Source organism: Candidatus Pelagibacter bacterium nBUS_49 (genome assembly GCF_051200925.1).
Taxonomy (GTDB): Bacteria; Pseudomonadota; Alphaproteobacteria; order Pelagibacterales; family Pelagibacteraceae; genus Pelagibacter.
Map to the genome: position 1 here is coordinate 351,258 of NZ_CP172837.1, position 17,167 is coordinate 368,424.

General features: G+C 31.6%; 17 protein-coding genes. 15 read left to right on the forward strand and 2 right to left on the reverse strand.

Features of this window, described 5'->3' with window-relative positions; genetic code table 11:
- The first annotated feature begins 59 nt into the window (after positions 1-59).
- The 5 genes from ACIJYF_RS01845 to ACIJYF_RS01865 all read left to right on the forward strand — a co-directional run bounded on the left by ACIJYF_RS01845 (position 60) and on the right by ACIJYF_RS01865 (position 4,759).
- A complete protein-coding gene (locus tag ACIJYF_RS01845; protein ID WP_435117257.1) occupies positions 60-545 on the forward strand; it encodes a hypothetical protein in 486 nt (161 codons plus the stop codon).
- Between the two features lie 32 nt (positions 546-577).
- A complete protein-coding gene (locus tag ACIJYF_RS01850; protein WP_435117259.1) occupies positions 578-955 on the forward strand; it encodes an MORN repeat-containing protein in 378 nt (125 codons plus the stop codon).
- The gene (locus ACIJYF_RS01855; protein WP_435117262.1) at positions 956-1,507 is read left to right on the forward strand and encodes a hypothetical protein; all 552 of its coding nucleotides are present in this window, start codon (positions 956-958) and stop codon (positions 1,505-1,507) included.
- Between the two features lie 63 nt (positions 1,508-1,570).
- Positions 1,571-2,602: a quaternary amine ABC transporter ATP-binding protein gene (locus ACIJYF_RS01860; RefSeq protein WP_435117264.1), complete on the forward strand. Its 1,032-nt coding sequence runs from the start codon at positions 1,571-1,573 to the stop codon at positions 2,600-2,602.
- Between the two features lie 3 nt (positions 2,603-2,605).
- On the forward strand, positions 2,606-4,759 hold the full coding sequence (locus ACIJYF_RS01865) for an ABC transporter permease (protein WP_435117268.1): 2,154 nt from the start codon (positions 2,606-2,608) through the stop codon (positions 4,757-4,759).
- On the opposite strand, the gene ACIJYF_RS01870 is transcribed toward ACIJYF_RS01865, so the two are convergent.
- Positions 4,756-5,130, reverse strand: coding sequence for a cupin domain-containing protein (locus ACIJYF_RS01870; protein ID WP_435117270.1), 375 nt, complete (start codon positions 5,128-5,130; stop codon positions 4,756-4,758). The two genes, ACIJYF_RS01865 and ACIJYF_RS01870, sit on opposite strands and share 4 nt — an antisense overlap.
- Before the next feature lie 23 nt (positions 5,131-5,153).
- Positions 5,154-6,491: an NAD(P)-binding domain-containing protein gene (locus tag ACIJYF_RS01875; protein ID WP_435117272.1), complete on the reverse strand. Its 1,338-nt coding sequence runs from the start codon at positions 6,489-6,491 to the stop codon at positions 5,154-5,156.
- Positions 6,492-6,587: 96 nt separating this feature from the next.
- Here ACIJYF_RS01875 and glpK point away from each other — a divergent pair, with 96 nt between their 5' ends.
- The 10 genes from glpK (at position 6,588) to ACIJYF_RS01925 (ending at position 17,166) form a co-directional block, all read left to right on the forward strand.
- On the forward strand, positions 6,588-8,066 hold the full coding sequence (glpK, locus tag ACIJYF_RS01880) for a glycerol kinase GlpK (protein WP_435117274.1): 1,479 nt from the start codon (positions 6,588-6,590) through the stop codon (positions 8,064-8,066).
- A 116-nt stretch (positions 8,067-8,182) separates the two neighbouring features.
- Positions 8,183-9,913: an ABC transporter substrate-binding protein gene (locus tag ACIJYF_RS01885; protein WP_435117276.1), complete on the forward strand. Its 1,731-nt coding sequence runs from the start codon at positions 8,183-8,185 to the stop codon at positions 9,911-9,913.
- Between the two features lie 84 nt (positions 9,914-9,997).
- Positions 9,998-11,062, forward strand: a complete 1,065-nt coding sequence (locus ACIJYF_RS01890; protein WP_435117278.1) for an ABC transporter ATP-binding protein — start codon at positions 9,998-10,000, stop codon at positions 11,060-11,062.
- Positions 11,055-12,119 (forward strand): ABC transporter ATP-binding protein, encoded by a 1,065-nt coding sequence (locus tag ACIJYF_RS01895; RefSeq protein ID WP_435117280.1) that lies wholly within the window; start codon positions 11,055-11,057, stop codon positions 12,117-12,119. Before ACIJYF_RS01890 ends, ACIJYF_RS01895 begins: the two co-directional genes overlap by 8 nt.
- Positions 12,119-12,985, forward strand: a complete 867-nt coding sequence (locus ACIJYF_RS01900) for a carbohydrate ABC transporter permease (protein WP_435117282.1) — start codon at positions 12,119-12,121, stop codon at positions 12,983-12,985. The genes ACIJYF_RS01895 and ACIJYF_RS01900 overlap by 1 nt, the downstream gene beginning before the upstream one ends.
- Complete coding sequence (locus ACIJYF_RS01905) at positions 12,982-13,782, forward strand: carbohydrate ABC transporter permease (RefSeq protein WP_435117284.1); 801 nt, start codon at positions 12,982-12,984, stop codon at positions 13,780-13,782. Before ACIJYF_RS01900 ends, ACIJYF_RS01905 begins: the two co-directional genes overlap by 4 nt.
- Before the next feature lie 92 nt (positions 13,783-13,874).
- Positions 13,875-14,141: a DUF2160 domain-containing protein gene (locus ACIJYF_RS01910; RefSeq protein WP_435117960.1), complete on the forward strand. Its 267-nt coding sequence runs from the start codon at positions 13,875-13,877 to the stop codon at positions 14,139-14,141.
- A gap of 44 nt (positions 14,142-14,185) precedes the next feature.
- Complete coding sequence (locus ACIJYF_RS01915) at positions 14,186-15,214, forward strand: glycerol-3-phosphate dehydrogenase (protein ID WP_435117286.1); 1,029 nt, start codon at positions 14,186-14,188, stop codon at positions 15,212-15,214.
- Positions 15,215-16,378, forward strand: a complete 1,164-nt coding sequence (locus ACIJYF_RS01920; protein WP_435117288.1) for an iron-containing alcohol dehydrogenase — start codon at positions 15,215-15,217, stop codon at positions 16,376-16,378.
- Positions 16,375-17,166 carry a glutamine amidotransferase-related protein gene (locus tag ACIJYF_RS01925; RefSeq protein ID WP_435117291.1) on the forward strand — a complete coding sequence of 264 codons (792 nt, stop codon included), beginning with the start codon at positions 16,375-16,377 and terminating at the stop codon, positions 17,164-17,166. The genes ACIJYF_RS01920 and ACIJYF_RS01925 overlap by 4 nt, the downstream gene beginning before the upstream one ends.
- The last annotated feature ends 1 nt before the right edge of the window (position 17,167 follow it).

A 17,167-nucleotide genomic window follows, 5' to 3' on the forward strand; every position in this document is an offset into this window, starting at 1 on the left:
AAATAATTAATCTCCCCCAACAAAGTTGGGGGGGATTTTTTTTTAAGGTTACATTTTATATGCTTACAAAAAAAATGAATTCTATATTAAAATATTTTTTATTTTCATTCCTTTGTCTATTTTTTATTAATTTATCATTGGCACAGGATATAGACATTCAAGAAAGTATTAACTTAAGTTTCAAATGTGATTTAGAAAAAAAAATAATTAAAAATTCAAAATACAATTATCAAACTTTTTTAGCTAAAGACTTAAATGAAAAAAGTTTAGATAAATTTGAGATCGAAGCAATTAAACCAGAAAAACTTTTTATAAAAGGGTTGTCATTGTTCCTTTCAAAATCAGACAAACTAAATGTCAAAATTGTAAATAAAGATGTAGTTTTATTTAAAGCAATAGATCAAAAAGAAAATTATTCTGAGTCAGCTATCATAGATAGAAAATCTGGTGAATTAATTCATGAAATTACAAAAAATATTGAAAGTGAAAACTCTGAAAAAGATATTTCATTTTATTCATGCAATAAAAAGGAGAAAAAAGTTTAATTTTTTTAAATAATTTTGTGTAAAGTGTTTAAATGAAAAAATATCTAATTAGCATAATTTTTGGTTTATTAATTACATCTTCGGCTTTAGCTCGAAGTACTGGATGTAAAGAAGGTAATTGTGAAAATGGTTATGGTAAGTGGGTATATACAGATAAAACAACTTATGAAGGTGAGTGGGTTGGTACAAAAAAACATGGTCAAGGAACTGAAACCTGGCCAAATGGATATATCTACAAAGGTGAATTTAAAAATAGTATGTGGAGTGGTTTAGGAACTCTAAATTTTCCTGATGGTTCAACCTATGAAGGACAATGGACCAATGGTTTTATGAATGGAGAAGGAACTTTTACTTGGTCTGATGGAAAACAAAAAGTAGGAATATGGATAAATGGAAAGTTACAAGAATAAATGTTAAAAGAAAATTATTTTCATAAAATAAAAGAGCTACCAGAAATCATAAAGCAATTTGGTGGATTGGTAATAATGATAATAATTGTAATCTCATCTTTTGCTATTTTGAATAATATTTTTGGTGAAGGAGATGAGTTAGTTGCAAAAATGAAAATTGAAGAAGAAAGAATAGCTCAAGCAAGAAAGCTAGATAAGTTAATTTCAAGCCTTCCCTCAGGAATTTTAGTATCTTTTGATGGAACTGACCATTTTAGATTAACCAATGAAGTGTATGAAAAAGTTTGTAATGCTACAAAACTTATTCCACAGCGTGCAATTATGGGTGCTAATTTTTTAAATTTTAGAGCACATGAGCTGTATACAATGAACGGCAATCAGATTAGTGAAACGTTTGTTAAATGGGATAGTGAAAAGAACAAATGTTTTGCGGGGTTTGTGGTAAGTGGAAAAAATGTTGGTATAGATGAAACAATCACTGTTAGTGGTGAAGCTTTAAGTTTTTTAAGTACAGGTATTGATACAAGAGTTTATTTTATTAAAAATTTTTAAGGAGGAAAAACAAATTATAACGATTTTATTTTAATCTAATTTCGTATAACCTATTTACAGTTTATGTCAGACCCAATAATCAAATGCGAAGGTGTTTACAAAATTTTTGGTGAAAATGCTGAAAAAATGCTTGAAGAAGCAAATGGAAATGTGGATGCAAAAACTTTTCAAGATAATGGTTGTATTGTTGGTGTGAATAACGCTTCATTTGAAGTTTCTAAGGGTGAAATGTTAGTTGTGATGGGTTTATCTGGTTCAGGTAAATCAACTTTATTAAGATGTATTTCAAGATTAACAGATGCAACAGGTGGAAAAATTTTCATAGAGGGTCAAGACTTACTTCAATTAAACAATAAAGAATTAATTGATTTAAGACGTAATAAGATGGGGATGGTTTTCCAAAGTTTTGCTCTACTGCCCCATAAAACAGTTGTAGAAAATATTGCATTTCCTCTTCAAATCAAAGGAATAAAAACTGAGGACAGCATCAGTAAAGCAATGGATATGGTTAAACTTGTTGGTCTTGATGGAAGAGAAAACTATTTTCCAAGAGAACTTTCAGGAGGTCAACAACAAAGAGTAGGTATTGCTAGATCATTAGCTGTAGAACCAGATATATGGTTTTTAGATGAACCTTTTTCTGCATTAGATCCTTTAATTCGAAAAGAAATGCAAGATGAATTTTTAAGACTTCAAGAAAAATTACAAAAAACAATTATGTTTATTACTCATGATTTTGATGAAGCTTTAAAGCTAGCTGATCGAATTGCGATTATGAAAGATGGTATTATTGAACAACTCGACACACCAGCCAATATTGTTTTAAATCCAGCAACAGAATATGTGAGAAAATTTACTGAAGAAGTTCCTAGAGAAAAAGTTTTACTAATCGAAGACGTTATGGACGCAACTACTAATAATGACTTAAGTGATCTAAAAGTTTCAAAAGATGAGATTATAGAAAATGTTGCTGAAAAAATTCTAACTCAAGAAAAAACAGTAGCTGTAGTAGATGGCAACAATCAGATTATAGGTTCTATTAATCCATCAAAAATAATCAATACGGTCTTTGGAGGGCGTAAAAATAATAGTTAAAATATGGAATTTATTAAAAAAAAACCTAAATTATTTCAGTGGTTATTTTTATTAATTGTATTTTTTGCACTATGTTTTGCGATTGAAGTTCCTGAAACATACAAATTTATAAGAGGACAAGCAGAATTTATTAAAGATCCAAACCAAAGTTCATACGTTTTATTTGGTAAAGAGGTAAGATATTATGCCTTTGACGTTTTTTGGAGATTACCTCCACTACTAGGCTGGTTACCTATCTGGATAAATGATTCCTTATTTTTTTTAATGAATGAGTGGATGCCAATGGAGTTTTGGAACGAAGATACTCAGGAATTTAAAACTCGACCTTTATTGTTGCAAATTACCCGAAATGTAACCTCTTTCATGACTTTTCTTATTGATTTAATAAGAGAGATTTTACTGGGAGGACTTAATACTATTGTTGCATTTTCTAGTTGGGATTGGATCGATGCAAATCCTTGGGCGGAACTACCAGGATTGCCATGGACAATCGTAGCAGCGGGAGCAACGATATTAGCTTATAAACTTAGCGGTAAAGGACTAGCATTATTTTCTGCAATAGTGATGATTTACATTTCCATTTTTGGTCAATGGAAACCTTCAATGCAAACACTTTCTTTTATATTGGTTGCAGCACCATTATCGTTTATTTTTGGTTTAGGTTTAGGTATTGCAGCATTTAAAAGTAAAAGAGTTGAGAAAGCTTTATATCCAATACTTTTAGTAATGCAGACAATGCCTCAATATGCAGTTTTAGTTCCAGCAATTGTACTTTTTGGAGTTGGTGACCATGCAGCAGTAATTATAACAATGGTTGTTGCGGTACCACCAATGATACTGTTAACTTTGTTAGGACTTAGAGGAATACCGCCAGAAGTTATTGAAGCAGGCAGAATGAGCGGATGTAATAATTGGCAATTAATGGCAAAAGTATTAATTCCTACTGCAAGAAGAGATATCTTAATTGGAGTTAACCAAGTCATCATGGTGTGTTTTTCTATGGCAGTAATTTCTGCTTTTATTGGAGCAAAAGGTTTGGGATTTAATTTGTTATTAGCATTAAATCAGCTGAACATTGGGTTAGCATTAGAAGCTGGCTTATGTATTAGTTTGATTGCTATATTATTAGATAAAATGTCTTTAGCTTGGGCTAATAAGCAAATTGATTATTTTGGTAACTTAACTTTTTTTCAACGCCATAAAAATACATTCTTTTTCACAGCAGCAATAATATTAGGAATTCTATTTGCCTACTTAGGATCTTTTTATTTTAAGGAAGGATATAATTATCTTTTTGAAGTTCCACACAATAAAGGAATATCAACAGCTGATTTTTGGAACAAAGGTGTTGATTGGATTTTTGATACTTTCTTTGTGTACATAAAAGCATTTAACACTTGGTTGATTGTAGATGTGCTTCAGCCGATGAGAGCTTTATATTTAAGAATGCCTGCTGTAGCTACATTAGTTTTAGTTGTTGGAGCAGGTTATATAATAGGCGGCATTCGTTCTGCTTTAGTTGTTTGCGGATTAACATTATTTATAGCTTTAAGCCCATGGTGGGATAGAGCTTTAGTGACAACTTACATGGCAACTTTTGGAGTTATCATATCTTGTATAATTGGATTTACAGTTGGAACATTGTGTTTTCAAAATAAAAATTCAGCAAGCTTTATGCTTGGTGTTTGTGACATTTTTCAAACCTTTCCATCATTTGTATATTTAATACCTGTAATGATGCTTTTTGGAATAACTGATACTTCAGTTTTAATTGCAGTGATAGTTTATGCAACTATACCTGCAACAAGATATACAATTGAGGGTCTTAGAAGTGTTCCCACTGCTTTACATGATGCAGCAACAATGTCGGGAGTAACAAAATTTCAAAGATTATTTAAAATAGAGTTTCCTCTAGCTTTCCCGCATATGATGCTAGGATTAAATCAAACCATAGTATTTGCTCTATTTATGGTAATTATAGGGGCTTTTATTGGAACAGAAGATTTAGGGCAGTATATTTTGAAAGCATTATCAGACAAAAAGGGTGCTGGTATAGGACTAACATTAGGTATTTGTGTAGCGTTTATAGGTTTGATTTTTGATAATTTAATTAGGACCTGGGTGGACCAAAGAAAAAAACACTTGGGTATTAGTTAAGTTAAATATTTAACCTCAGAAAAACGATCTGTTGGAAAAATCCAATAAAATTTTAAAATTTCTTTTCCATTATTTTTTAAAGCATGTTTTGCATTCCCAGATATATAAACAACATCGTCTTTCTTAATTTCTTCAAGCTCTCCAGATTTATTTAATATTCCAGTACCATTAGTCACCACATATATTTCTGCAGGTGAATGATAATGTAAAGTCAAATCTCCTCCTGGAGCGATTTCAGCAAAACCAAGAGAAAGCCCAGTGCTTACTGTATAATCTGCATCGATTAAGAATTTCCATCTTACACCTGGATATTTATCTGTTGTTTGCCATTTTTGATCATAGATAGACTTAAGATTTTTAACAAACAACATGTTTTTTATAATAGTTTAACAATCTATTTTATATAAGCCCTCATGGAATCATCCAATTCATCTAGCCATTCCGTATGATGTAATGGAGATTTTTTTCCTGTAATCAAAGATTTATAACTATTATTTCTAAAAGTCATAATATCTTCATGTTTATGATGCTCCCATTCCATGAAAGTTTTATTAACTCCTTCTATGTCAAAATTTGGATAATCAGTGGCTTCAATAAGTTCTTTTGTATAATCACCCTGAAACCAAATTTTTTGCTCATCATCTTGCAATGAGTCTTCTCTTTTTTTCCACTCAAGACTATTTTTTGTCATTTCTTCTTTTGAAGGTAATGAAATTTTTTCAAGAATATAATCTCTTGCATACCAAGCTTGAGCATCAAACATATTAAAAGTATAAAATTGATCCTGCATACCTAAATACATCATCTTAGGATTAGACTCCCAGAATATTCCTTTATATAAATTAAGAGGCCATAATAAATTACTCGTTTTTAATTTAAGCTCTTCTTCAAGAAAAGGAAAATGATGCAAATATCCAGTACATAAAATTATGGCATCCACCTTTTTTTTTGATCCATCTTTAAAGTGAACAGTGTTATCTGGGTCAGCCTTAACCAATAAAGGTGCTTGGGTAATTCTATCAGGCCAATGATAATTCATTGGTGCAGTTCTGTGACTGATTGTTATAGATTTGCATCCATATTTGTAACATTGAGACGCAATATCTTCTGAAGAGTAACTAGTACCTACAATTAAAATATCTTTATCTTTAAATTCCAATGCATCTCTAAAATCATGTGCATGCATTACTCTTCCACCAAAAGTGGAAAGTCCTTCAAATTCAGGCACATTTGGAGTACTAAAATGTCCTGAAGCACACACAACATAATCAAAATCTTCGCTATAAGTTTTCTTTTTGACTAAATCTTCAACTGAAACAGTAAATAATTCACTTTTTTTATTGTAGCTCACCCAACGAACAGAAGTTCTAAATCTTACTTGTTTTTTAAAATCTGATTTAGCAAGTCTACCACGTATATAATCTAAAATTACTTCTCTAGGAGGATAAGATCCAATAGGCTTACCAAAATGTTCATCAAAAGAATAATCTGAAAATTCAAGACATTCTTTTGGTCCATTAGACCAAAGATATCTGTACATACTGCAATGAACAGGCTCTCCATATTCATCTGTTCCTGTCCTCCAACTATAGTTCCATAAACCACCCCAATCTTCTTGTTTTTCAAAGCAAACTATTTCAGGGATTTTTTCACCTTTTTTTTGAGCAGACTCAAAAGCTCTTAGTTGAGCTAAACCAGATGGTCCAGCACCAATTATTGCAACTTTAGTCATAAGTGGTCTCCTTTTTTAATTTTTATATAATCTAATTTACTAACAAAATTAAAAAAATTACAATAAAAATATATTATATTAAATATTAAATATTAAATGAAAAAATTTATAATCTCCATTGATCAAGGTACTACTTCAAGTAGAGCAATATTGTTTGATTTAAAAGGTAAACCCGTTTTTACCTCTCAAACAGAATTTACTCAATATTTTCCAAAAGATGGTTGGGTTGAACATGATCCAGAGGAGATTTGGAAAACTACTTTAAAAGTTTTAAAAGAGGTTGTTAAAAAAAGTAAAAAGCTAAAAGGGAAAGTTTTAACCATAGGAATTACAAATCAAAGAGAAACAACTATTTTATGGGATAAAAAAAATGGTAAACCAGTTTATAATGCAATCGTATGGCAGGATAGAAGGTCCTCAGAATATTGTAAAAAATTAATAAAACAAAAAAAAGAAACTATTATTTATAATAAGACGGGTTTACTAATTGATGCATATTTCTCAGCAACAAAAATTAAATGGATTATAGATAACGTTCCTAAAGCTAGAGACTTAATTAAAAAGAAAAGATTATTATTTGGTACAGTTGATAGTTTTTTATTATGGAAATTAACAAAAGGAGTTGATCATGCAACAGATGCAACTAATGCAAGTAGAACTATGTTGTTTAATATCTCGACAAATAAATGGGATGATCAAATATTAAAAATTTTAAAAATTCCTAAAGAAATATTACCAGTAGTTAAAGATTGTGCAGCTGATTTTGGTTATACCGACCCTTCAATTACAGGAACTTCTTATCCAATAACAGGAATAGTTGGTGATCAACAATCGGCCACTATAGGTCAATGTTGTTTTGAACCAGGTTCTGTAAAAAGCACTTACGGAACAGGAGCTTTTGTACTGTTAAATACTGGAAGTAAAAAAGTTTATTCTAAAAATAGATTGTTGACCACGATAGGCTACAGAATAAATGGTAAAACAACATATGCATTGGAAGGCACAATATTTATAGCAGGCGCTGGTGTTCAATGGTTAAGAGATAAAATAAAATTTATAAAAAAAGCATCAGACACCGAAAAAATTGCAAGATCTCTTAATTCAAATAAAGGAATATATTTAGTTCCAGCTTTTACGGGGCTAGGAGCACCTTATTGGAATGTAAACGCTAGAGGCATCTTAACAGGCTTAACAAGAGATACAGGTCCAAAAGAAATTACAAGAGCTACAGTTGAGTCAGTTGCATATCAAACCTATGATTTATTTGAGGCCATGAAGAATGATGGTTTAAAACCAAAATTAATTAAAGTTGACGGTGGCATGGTATTAAATAATTGGTTTTCTCAGTTTTTATCAGACACAATTAATACGAAAGTATTAAGACCTAAGGTAAACGAAACTACAGCGCTTGGCGCGGCATTTATGGCAGGTCTTCATATAGGAGTTTATAAATCCTTAAAAGACATTGCAAAAAATTGGCAAGCAGACAAAAGCTTTAAACCAAGGATTAAAAATTCAGAAAGAAAAATCCTAATTGATGGTTGGAGTAAAGCAATCAAAAAAACTTTATCCTAATATTCAATTAGAAAGCGAAACTCTTGTATAAATTGAATTTTTTTTTGACATGCACTCCTTGTTCAAGTTAACATGAATACTCAAAAATAAACAATAACCAAATAATGGGAGAAGTAATGATTAATAAATTAAAAACTATTTTTACTATTGCTGTTTGGTTTTCAATCGTAACTGTTTCTAGTGTATTTGCAGACGGTCATATGGCTGCAATTAAGAAATGGTCTAACGGTGAGTTTAGTTTATCTACTCTATCCGCTAAAGAAAGAGAGAAAGAGCTAAAGTGGTTTCATGAAGCTGCTAAGCCATTCGCAGGAATGACTTTAAAAGTAGTTTCAGAAGGTATTCCAACTCACGTGTATGAGTTTAAGACTCTTACAAAAGCGTTTGAAGATATAACTGGCATCAAAGTACAACACCAAATCATAGGAGAGGGTGATGTAGTGATGGCTGTTCAAACACAAATGCAAACTAACGTAAGTATTTACGATGCATATGTTAATGACTCAGACTTAATTGGTACGCACGCACGTATGCAACAAGCTGTAAACTTAACAGATTGGATGGCTGGAGAAGGTAAGGATGTAACTTTACCAACTTTAGATTTAGATGATTTCATAGGACTTCAATTTACAACAGGTCCAGATGGAAATCTTTATCAACTACCAGACCAACAATTTGCTAACCTTTATTGGTTTAGAAAAGATTGGTTTGACAGACCTGAGATTAAAAAACAATTTAAAGCTAAGTATGGTTATGAATTAGGTGTACCAGTAAACTGGTCTGCTTATGAAGATATCGCTAAATTCTTTTCAGAAGATGTGAAGAAGATAGATGGTGTTAATATTTATGGTCATATGGACTATGGTAAAAGAGCTCCTGACTTAGGTTGGAGAATGACTGATGCATGGTTATCAATGGCTGGTGGAGGAAGTAAAGGCCTACCTAATGGAGTACCTGTAGACGAATGGGGTATTAGAATGGAAGCAGGTACTTGTAATCCAGTTGGTGCTAACGTATCAAGAGGTGGAGCTACTAATGGCCCTGCTGCAGTATACGCAATCAGAAAATGGGATGAATGGTTAAGAGCTTATGCACCTCCGGGAGCAGCAGCTATGGACTTTTATCAGTCTTTACCATCTCTTTCTTCAGGAAATGTTGCTCAGCAAATTTTCTGGTACACAGCTTTCACAGCTTCTTTAGTAGGAAAAAATCCTAACAATAAAGTAGTTGATGCAAACGGTATGCCTTTATGGAGAATGGGACCATCACCTAAAGGACCTTATTGGGAAGAAGGTATGAAGCTTGGATATCAAGACGTTGGATCATGGACTTTGTTTAAGTCTACTGACGTTGAGAGAAGAAAAGCTGCATGGTTGTACGCTCAATTTGCAGTTTCAAAAACTGTGTCTCTTAAAAAAGCTGATGTTGGTTTAACTTTCGTAAGAAAGAGTACTTTAAACGACAAACACTTCACTAAGAGAGCACCTGAATTAGGTGGACTTATTGAGTTTTATAGATCAGACAATAGAAATGTGTGGTCTCCAACAGGTATCAATGTTCCAGATTATCCGAAGCTAGCACAATTATGGTGGCAGCATATTGGAGAAGTTAACTCTGGTACATTTACACCACAACAAACTATGGATCGTCTTGCAGATGAGATGGACTTAGTTATGTCTCGTATGGAAGCTGCTGACAAAGCTAGTAACGCGTACGGTGGATGTGGACCAAGACTTAATAAACCAAGAGAAACTTCTTATTGGTTAAATAAGGCTGGTTCGCCAAAAGCCAAAGTTAATGAGAAACCTCAAGGTAAAACCGTAGCATACAAAGACGCTTGGAAGTAACCCTAGGTTAATCTAAATTTAAGAGGGGGCATTTACTGCCCCCTTTTTTTAGAGCTAACTACAAATAATAAGTAAATTACAAATATGAGTTTAGAATTAAAAAATGTTGAGAAAAAAGTAGGAATAGAAACTCATATATATTCAACTAATCTAAAATTAGAAAAGAATACAATTAATGTTTTATTAGGTTCTACACTTGCAGGTAAAACAACACTTATGCAAATTATGGCTGGTCTAGACAAACCTACGTCAGGTGAAATTTGGTTTAATGATGAAAATGTTACTGGCAAAGAAGTTCAAAAAAGAAATTGCTCTATGGTTTACCAGCAATTTATCAATTATCCTAATTTTACAGTTTTTGAAAATATTGCTTCACCATTAAAAATTACTGGTGTGAAGACTGATGAAATTAAAGAAAGAGTAGGAAAAGTTGCTGAACTCTTAAAATTATCAGCTATGTTAAATAAAAAACCTGATGAATTATCCGGAGGACAGCAGCAGAGAACTGCTTTAGCTAGAGCACTGGTAAAAGATTCAGATTTAATATTGCTAGACGAACCATTAGCTAATTTAGATTTTAAACTTCGTGAAGAACTAAGAGAAGAATTACCTAAACTTTTTGAAGATAGAGATTGTATTGTTGTATATGCAACAACAGAACCTTTGGATGCATTAATGATAGGTGGAAACACGGCAACATTATTAGAAGGACGTGTTATTCAGTACGGAGAAACTTTAAATGTTTATAATAAACCTGAAAATTTAATTTCAGCTAAAGTATTTAGCGACCCTCCAATGAATATAGCTGAAATAAGTAAAAGTGGAGAGATGTTCAAATTAAAAGATTACAACGTTCAATGGAAATCAAACATAAAGATCAAAGATGGAGACTATAAAATTGGCATAAGACCACACAACATAACTACATACAAAGAGGGAAATAATTCAGTTGAAATTAATGGAAAAGTTTTGATTTCTGAATTAAGTGGGTCAGAAAGTTTAATTCATTTTACTAATGGAAAACTTAACTGGGTTTCGTTATCAAACGGTGTTCAACAAAAAGATATTGGTGAGAACACAAAATTATTTATGAATGTGGATGAGTTTTTATATTTTGATGCAAATAACAGATTGGTAACCAATGGCTAAAATTACTTTAAAAGATTTAAGTCATAGTTATTTGTCAAAGCAAAGTAATGATGCAGACTGGGCATTAAGAGGAGTGAATATTGATTGGAAAGACGGAGGAGCTTATGCATTATTAGGCCCTTCTGGATGTGGAAAGACAACATTATTAAATATTATTTCAGGCTTATTAAAACCAACTAAAGGAGAAATTTTATTTGATGATAAGGATGTAACGGCTTTAAATCCAGTTGAGAGAGATATTGCTCAAATCTTTCAATTTCCAGTTATATACGACACAATGACTGTTTATGATAATTTAGCCTTTCCACTTAAAAATAGAGGTCTTTCTAAAACAGAAATAGACTCAAAGGTAAAAGAAATTGGAGAAATGTTGGAACTAACATCAACTCTGAATAATAAAGCTGCTGGTTTAACAGCGGATGGAAAACAAAAAATTTCTTTAGGAAGAGGATTGGTGAGATCAGATGTGAATGTAATTATGTTTGATGAACCTCTAACAGTTATTGATCCTCATTTAAAATGGGTTTTAAGGTCAAAGTTAAAAGAATTACATCAAAAAATTAATCGGACTATGATTTATGTTACCCATGATCAAATTGAAGCCTTAACTTTTGCGGATGAAGTAGTGGTTATGCATGAAGGTCAAATTGTTCAAACAGGTACCCCTGTGGAATTATTTGAAAAACCAAAACATACTTTTGTAGGACATTTTATTGGCTCACCAGGTATGAATATTCTTCCTTGTGAAATTGAAAATGGTCAAATTAATTTTGAAGGAAAGATAATACCTAGTAATAACAGTTTTAAAAAAACAAAATTTAGTAAAACGCAATTAGGTATTAGACCAGAATTTATTAAATTTTCTAATGATGGAATTAAAGTAAAGATCAAAAGAGTTAGTGATACAGGAAGACATAAAGTAATTGATACTGAGTGTAGTAGTGGAAGTATTAAAATTTTAGCCAATTCTTCTACTGAAATACCTAGTGATAGTGCGCATATAACTTTTGAACAAAAATATACATATGTATACGGAGATGATTGGATAGTTGAATAATGAACAAAACATATAATCAAAAAGCCTGGTTCTTTGTTATTCCTGTATTTGTACTTGTTGCATTTAATGCTGTAGTGCCATTAATGACTGTTGTTAATTATTCCTTCCAAGAAACTTTTGGAAGTAATGTTTTTGCATGGGAAGGAACAAGATGGTTCAAACAAATTTTACATTCCGAGAGATTTCATGCATCATTAGGAAGACAATTTATATTTACTTTTATAATTCTTCTAATTCAGTTGCCTCTAGGAATAGCTATTGCTTTAACTATGCCTAAAAAAGGTTGGGGAGTTCCTGTTTGTTTAATTTTAATGTCAATGCCGTTATTAATACCTTGGAATGTAGTGGGTGCTATGTGGAATATATTTGCTCTTCCGGATATAGGTTTTTTAGGGAACTCTCTTAATTCACTTGGTTTTGATTATAATTTTACTCAACAAAGTGGAGATGCTTGGTTCACAACTATTCTTATGGATGTTTGGCATTGGACCTCTTTAGTTGTTCTTTTATCTTACGCGGGTTTAAATTCAATTCAGCCAGCTTACTATCAAGCTGCAGAGATAGATGGTGCTAGTAGATGGGATATTTTTAGATATATCGAACTACCAAAAATGAAAAAAGTTTTAACATTAGCTATACTTTTAAGGTTTATGGATAGTTTTATGATCTACACAGAACCTTTTGTTTTAACAGGAGGTGGCCCTGGTAATGCAACTAATTTTTTGTCTTTGGATTTAGTAAAAATGGCCTTAGGTCAATTTGATCTCGGACCTGCAGCTGCTATGTCACTTATCTATTTTTTAATTGTGCTTTTAATTTGTTGGGTTTTTTACAGCTTGATGATGAAAGATGAGGGAAAAACATGAAAAAAATAAAATGGGTAGTACCAACATTTTACATAATTTTTTTAATGTTGCCTATTTATTGGTTGTTAAATATGTCATTCAAATCAACCACTGAAATTATAAATGTTTATTCATTGTGGCCACAAGATTTTACATTAGATAATTATAGAACAATATTCACGGATAGCACCTGGTATATGGGCTACGTAAATTCTATTACGTACACAGTTTTCAATACTATAATTTCTGTGTCCGCAGCACTTCCTGCTGCCTATGCTTTTTCAAGATATAAATTTTTAGGTGATAAACATTTATTTTTCTGGCTTTTAACAAACAGAATGGCTCCACCTGCTGTTTTCGCTTTACCCTTCTTCCAATTTTACTCATCAGTAAATTTATTTGATACACACATAGCTATCGCGCTGTCTCATTGTCTTTTTAATATTCCTCTTGCTGTTTGGATATTAGAAGGATTTATGTCTGCTGTTCCTAAAGAATTAGATGAAACTGCCTATGTTGACGGCTATTCTTTTCCTAAATTTTTCTTTAAAATTTTTATTCCTACAATAGCTGCTGGAATAGGTATAACTATGTTTTTTTGTTTCATGTTTTCTTGGGTTGAGTTATTGTTGGCAAAAACCTTAACAGCTACAATAGCTAAACCAATTGCAGCTATAATGACAAGAACTTCAAGTACATCAGGTTATGAACTTGGATTATTAGCAGCAGCAGGAAGCTTAACTATTATACCTGGAGCAGTAGTAATTTACTTTGTAAGAAATTATATTGCTAAAGGATTTGCAATGGGGAGAGTATGATTTTTACAAATCTACATGCAGCTACAAATACCTGGAATACAGTTGGTAAAGCAAAAGAAAAAGGTCTTTTTGATTTTGATTTTATAAAATGGATGGCTTGGACATGGCCTACAGCAAGTTTTTTTATCTTTATAGCTCTTTGCCTCACAGTTATGTATTTCTGGGAAAAAAAGAGTCCTGGTGGCAACCCAAGAAAAGGAGTTTTAACTCTAAATACAACAAGAGGAGATAGACTTTTTGTATCTTTATTAAGTGCTGCATTTATTCATTTAGCTTGGCTTGGTCTTACAGATTTAAATCTATTTTTTGCAACATTTATCTCTTCCTTATTTGCGATATTTGTATTTAGATACGTATAATTTATGAAAACAACTTGTAATTATCCAGCAACTTAAACTGGATTATGAAAAAAATAGTTATAGTAGGTTCTGGAGCGATGGGATCTGCCTTTGCGGTTCCTTGTGTTGAAAACAAAAATGATGTCACAATTGCTGGAACTCATTTAGAAGATGATTTAATTAAAGATATTATTTCTAACGATCATTTTCATCCTGGATTAAAAACAAAACTTCCAAAACAAATAAAATTCATCAAATTTAAAGAACTACAATCTAATCTAGAGCAAGATATAGATTTAATTGTTGCAGGCATAAGCTCAATAGGTATTGAGTGGTTTGTTAAACAAATATCTAAAAACTACAAAAAAAAATTACCAATTGTTTTATTAACAAAAGGATTATCTATTGTAGATAATGAGCTTATGACACTGTCGGACAAAATAAAAGATCTTCTAGAAAAAGATGGTCACTCAGAAATTAATATTTCAGCTATAAAAGGTCCTTGTTTAGCAGCTGGTTTAGCAAACAAAATGAGAACTGGGACTATTATTGCTAACAAAAACGTTAAAGAATGTCAGTCATTAAAAGAAATGATTTCAACAAATTATTACTCTACTGAAATATCTGAAGATATATCTGGAGTGGAGTTATCAGGAGCAATTAAAAATATATACTCTATGTTAATTGGTGCATCACAGGGATTAAGCAATTCTAAAGCTACAAAAGAAGTTCAGTCTAAATATTTTGTAAATACTGCGGCTTCATTAATTCATAGATCAATTTCAGAAATGGTTGAATTTGTTTCTTATTATGGAGGTAAACCAGAGACAGTTTATGGCTTAGCAGGTCTTGGTGATTTATATGTTAGTGCTATTGGTGGAAGAAATAGTGTAATGGGAAAATATTTAGGTGAAGGTTATTTGTATAGTGAAGCTAAAGAAAGATTTATGAAAAATATTACTGTAGAGGGTGCTCAACTTGCCTTAGAAATTGGACCAAGAATACTAGAAGATTTAAATGGTAAAAATTTCCCTTTAATGTTTAGTATGTTAAATACTATTTGTGAAAATAAAAAATTAGAAATCAATTGGTAAATGAATTCAAATTGGAATTACCCAACAACTATGTGGGTTGGCAAAGACAGAATTAAAGATTTAAGTCTTGCTTGTAAAAATTTAAATATTAATAAACCTTTATTAGTCACAGATAACGGTCTTGCTAAATCAAAAATTGTTGTTGATACAATAAATAATCTTCAAGAAAATGGTATTTTAGTTGCGTTGTATTCAAATGTAATAGGTAATCCGTCGGGAACAAATGTAACTGAGGGTGTTAACTACTTTAATGAAAATAGTTGTGATGGAGTAATAGCTTTCGGGGGTGGTAGTGGCTTAGATGTTGGAAAAGCCATAGCATTTATGTCTGGACAAACTTTGCCTTTATGGGATTTTGAGGATGTAGGAGATAATTGGACTAAAGCTAATTCCAATAAAATTGCACCAATTATTGCTGTTCCAACAACCGCTGGAACAGGATCAGAAACAGGACGAGCGTCTGTGATTTTAAATGAAGAAACAGGAGTAAAAAATATAATTTTTCATCCAAAATTTTTACCTTCAATTGTTATATTAGATCCAGTTTTGACAGTCGGTCTTCCACCTGAAATAACAGCTGCAACAGGTATGGATGCTTTAGCACACAATCTAGAAGCTTATTGTGCTCCAGGATACCATCCAATGGCTGATGGAATTGCTTTAGAAGGTATGAGAATAATTAATGAATGGTTGTTAGAGGCAGTTAATAATGGATCAAATATTGAAGCAAGATTAAATATGCTTACGGCAGCTAGTATGGGTTCAACAGCATTTCAAAAAGGCTTAGGAGCAATTCATTCATTAAGTCACCCTGTAAATGCTTTAAACAATATCCACCATGGTTTATCCAATGCAATATTCATGCCTTATGTTTTAACTTTTAATAGAGATGTAATTGAAAAAAAGATAATAAAGATTTGTGATTATTTAGAACTTAAAGAGAGATCTTTTGATGGTTTTGTTAATTGGGTTTTAGATTTAAGAAAAAAACTAGGTATGCCTCATAAATTATCCGAAGTGATGAATGAAAAAGATTTTGATCTTGATAGATTATCAAAAATGGCTTTTGCAGATCCTTCAACTGGAGGAAACCCAAAAGAGTTGTCTGAAAAAGATATGAAGCTGATGTATCAACACAGTATGTCAGGAGAATTATTTAGATGAAAAGTTTAAATATTTTAATTGTCGAAGGAAACATTAGAGAAGATAGTGAGTTTTTTATAAAAGCTGCTGGCGCTTCCGCTGCAGACAATTTAAAAAATTTGATATTAAAATTAGAACCATCAACTAATACAAATATTATAAATCCCGGACATGATGATGAGACAGCAGATGCTCTTAACAATATGGACAAATATAATGGTATTGTTTTTACTGGTGGCGCAATGAGAATAAATGATATGACAGATGTAATTAAAAAACATATCAAATTTGCCTCCGATTGTTTTGAATATAAAAATAAAATTTTAGCAATATGTTGGGGGCTTCAAGTTTGCTCAACAGCTGCTGGAGGTAAAGTAAATCCAGGTAAAAATGGTGCACATATAGGAATTGCATCTGATGTAATAATTAATAACAAAGGGATGAGTCATTTTATCTACAAAGATAAAAAAAATATCTTTACTTCACCAGCATTCAATTTTGATGAAGTAAGTGAGCTACCAAAAAATGCAATTCTTTTATCAAGTGATAAAGTTAATAATGTGATGGGTATTAAGTTTAAAGCAGGCAATTCTGAAATTATTGGTTTGCAATATCATCCTGATTATGAATATTTTCAGATGCTTAAACTTATTGCTGGTCGTAAAGAACGATTATTTAAAAATAAAAATTTTTCTAGTGAAAACGATTATCAAAACCATATTTCATACATAGAGTCTGAGAATGAATTATTGAACTTTAATGATAGAACTTGTGAAGTTCGAAATTGGCTTAATTACTTAAAGAACTAAT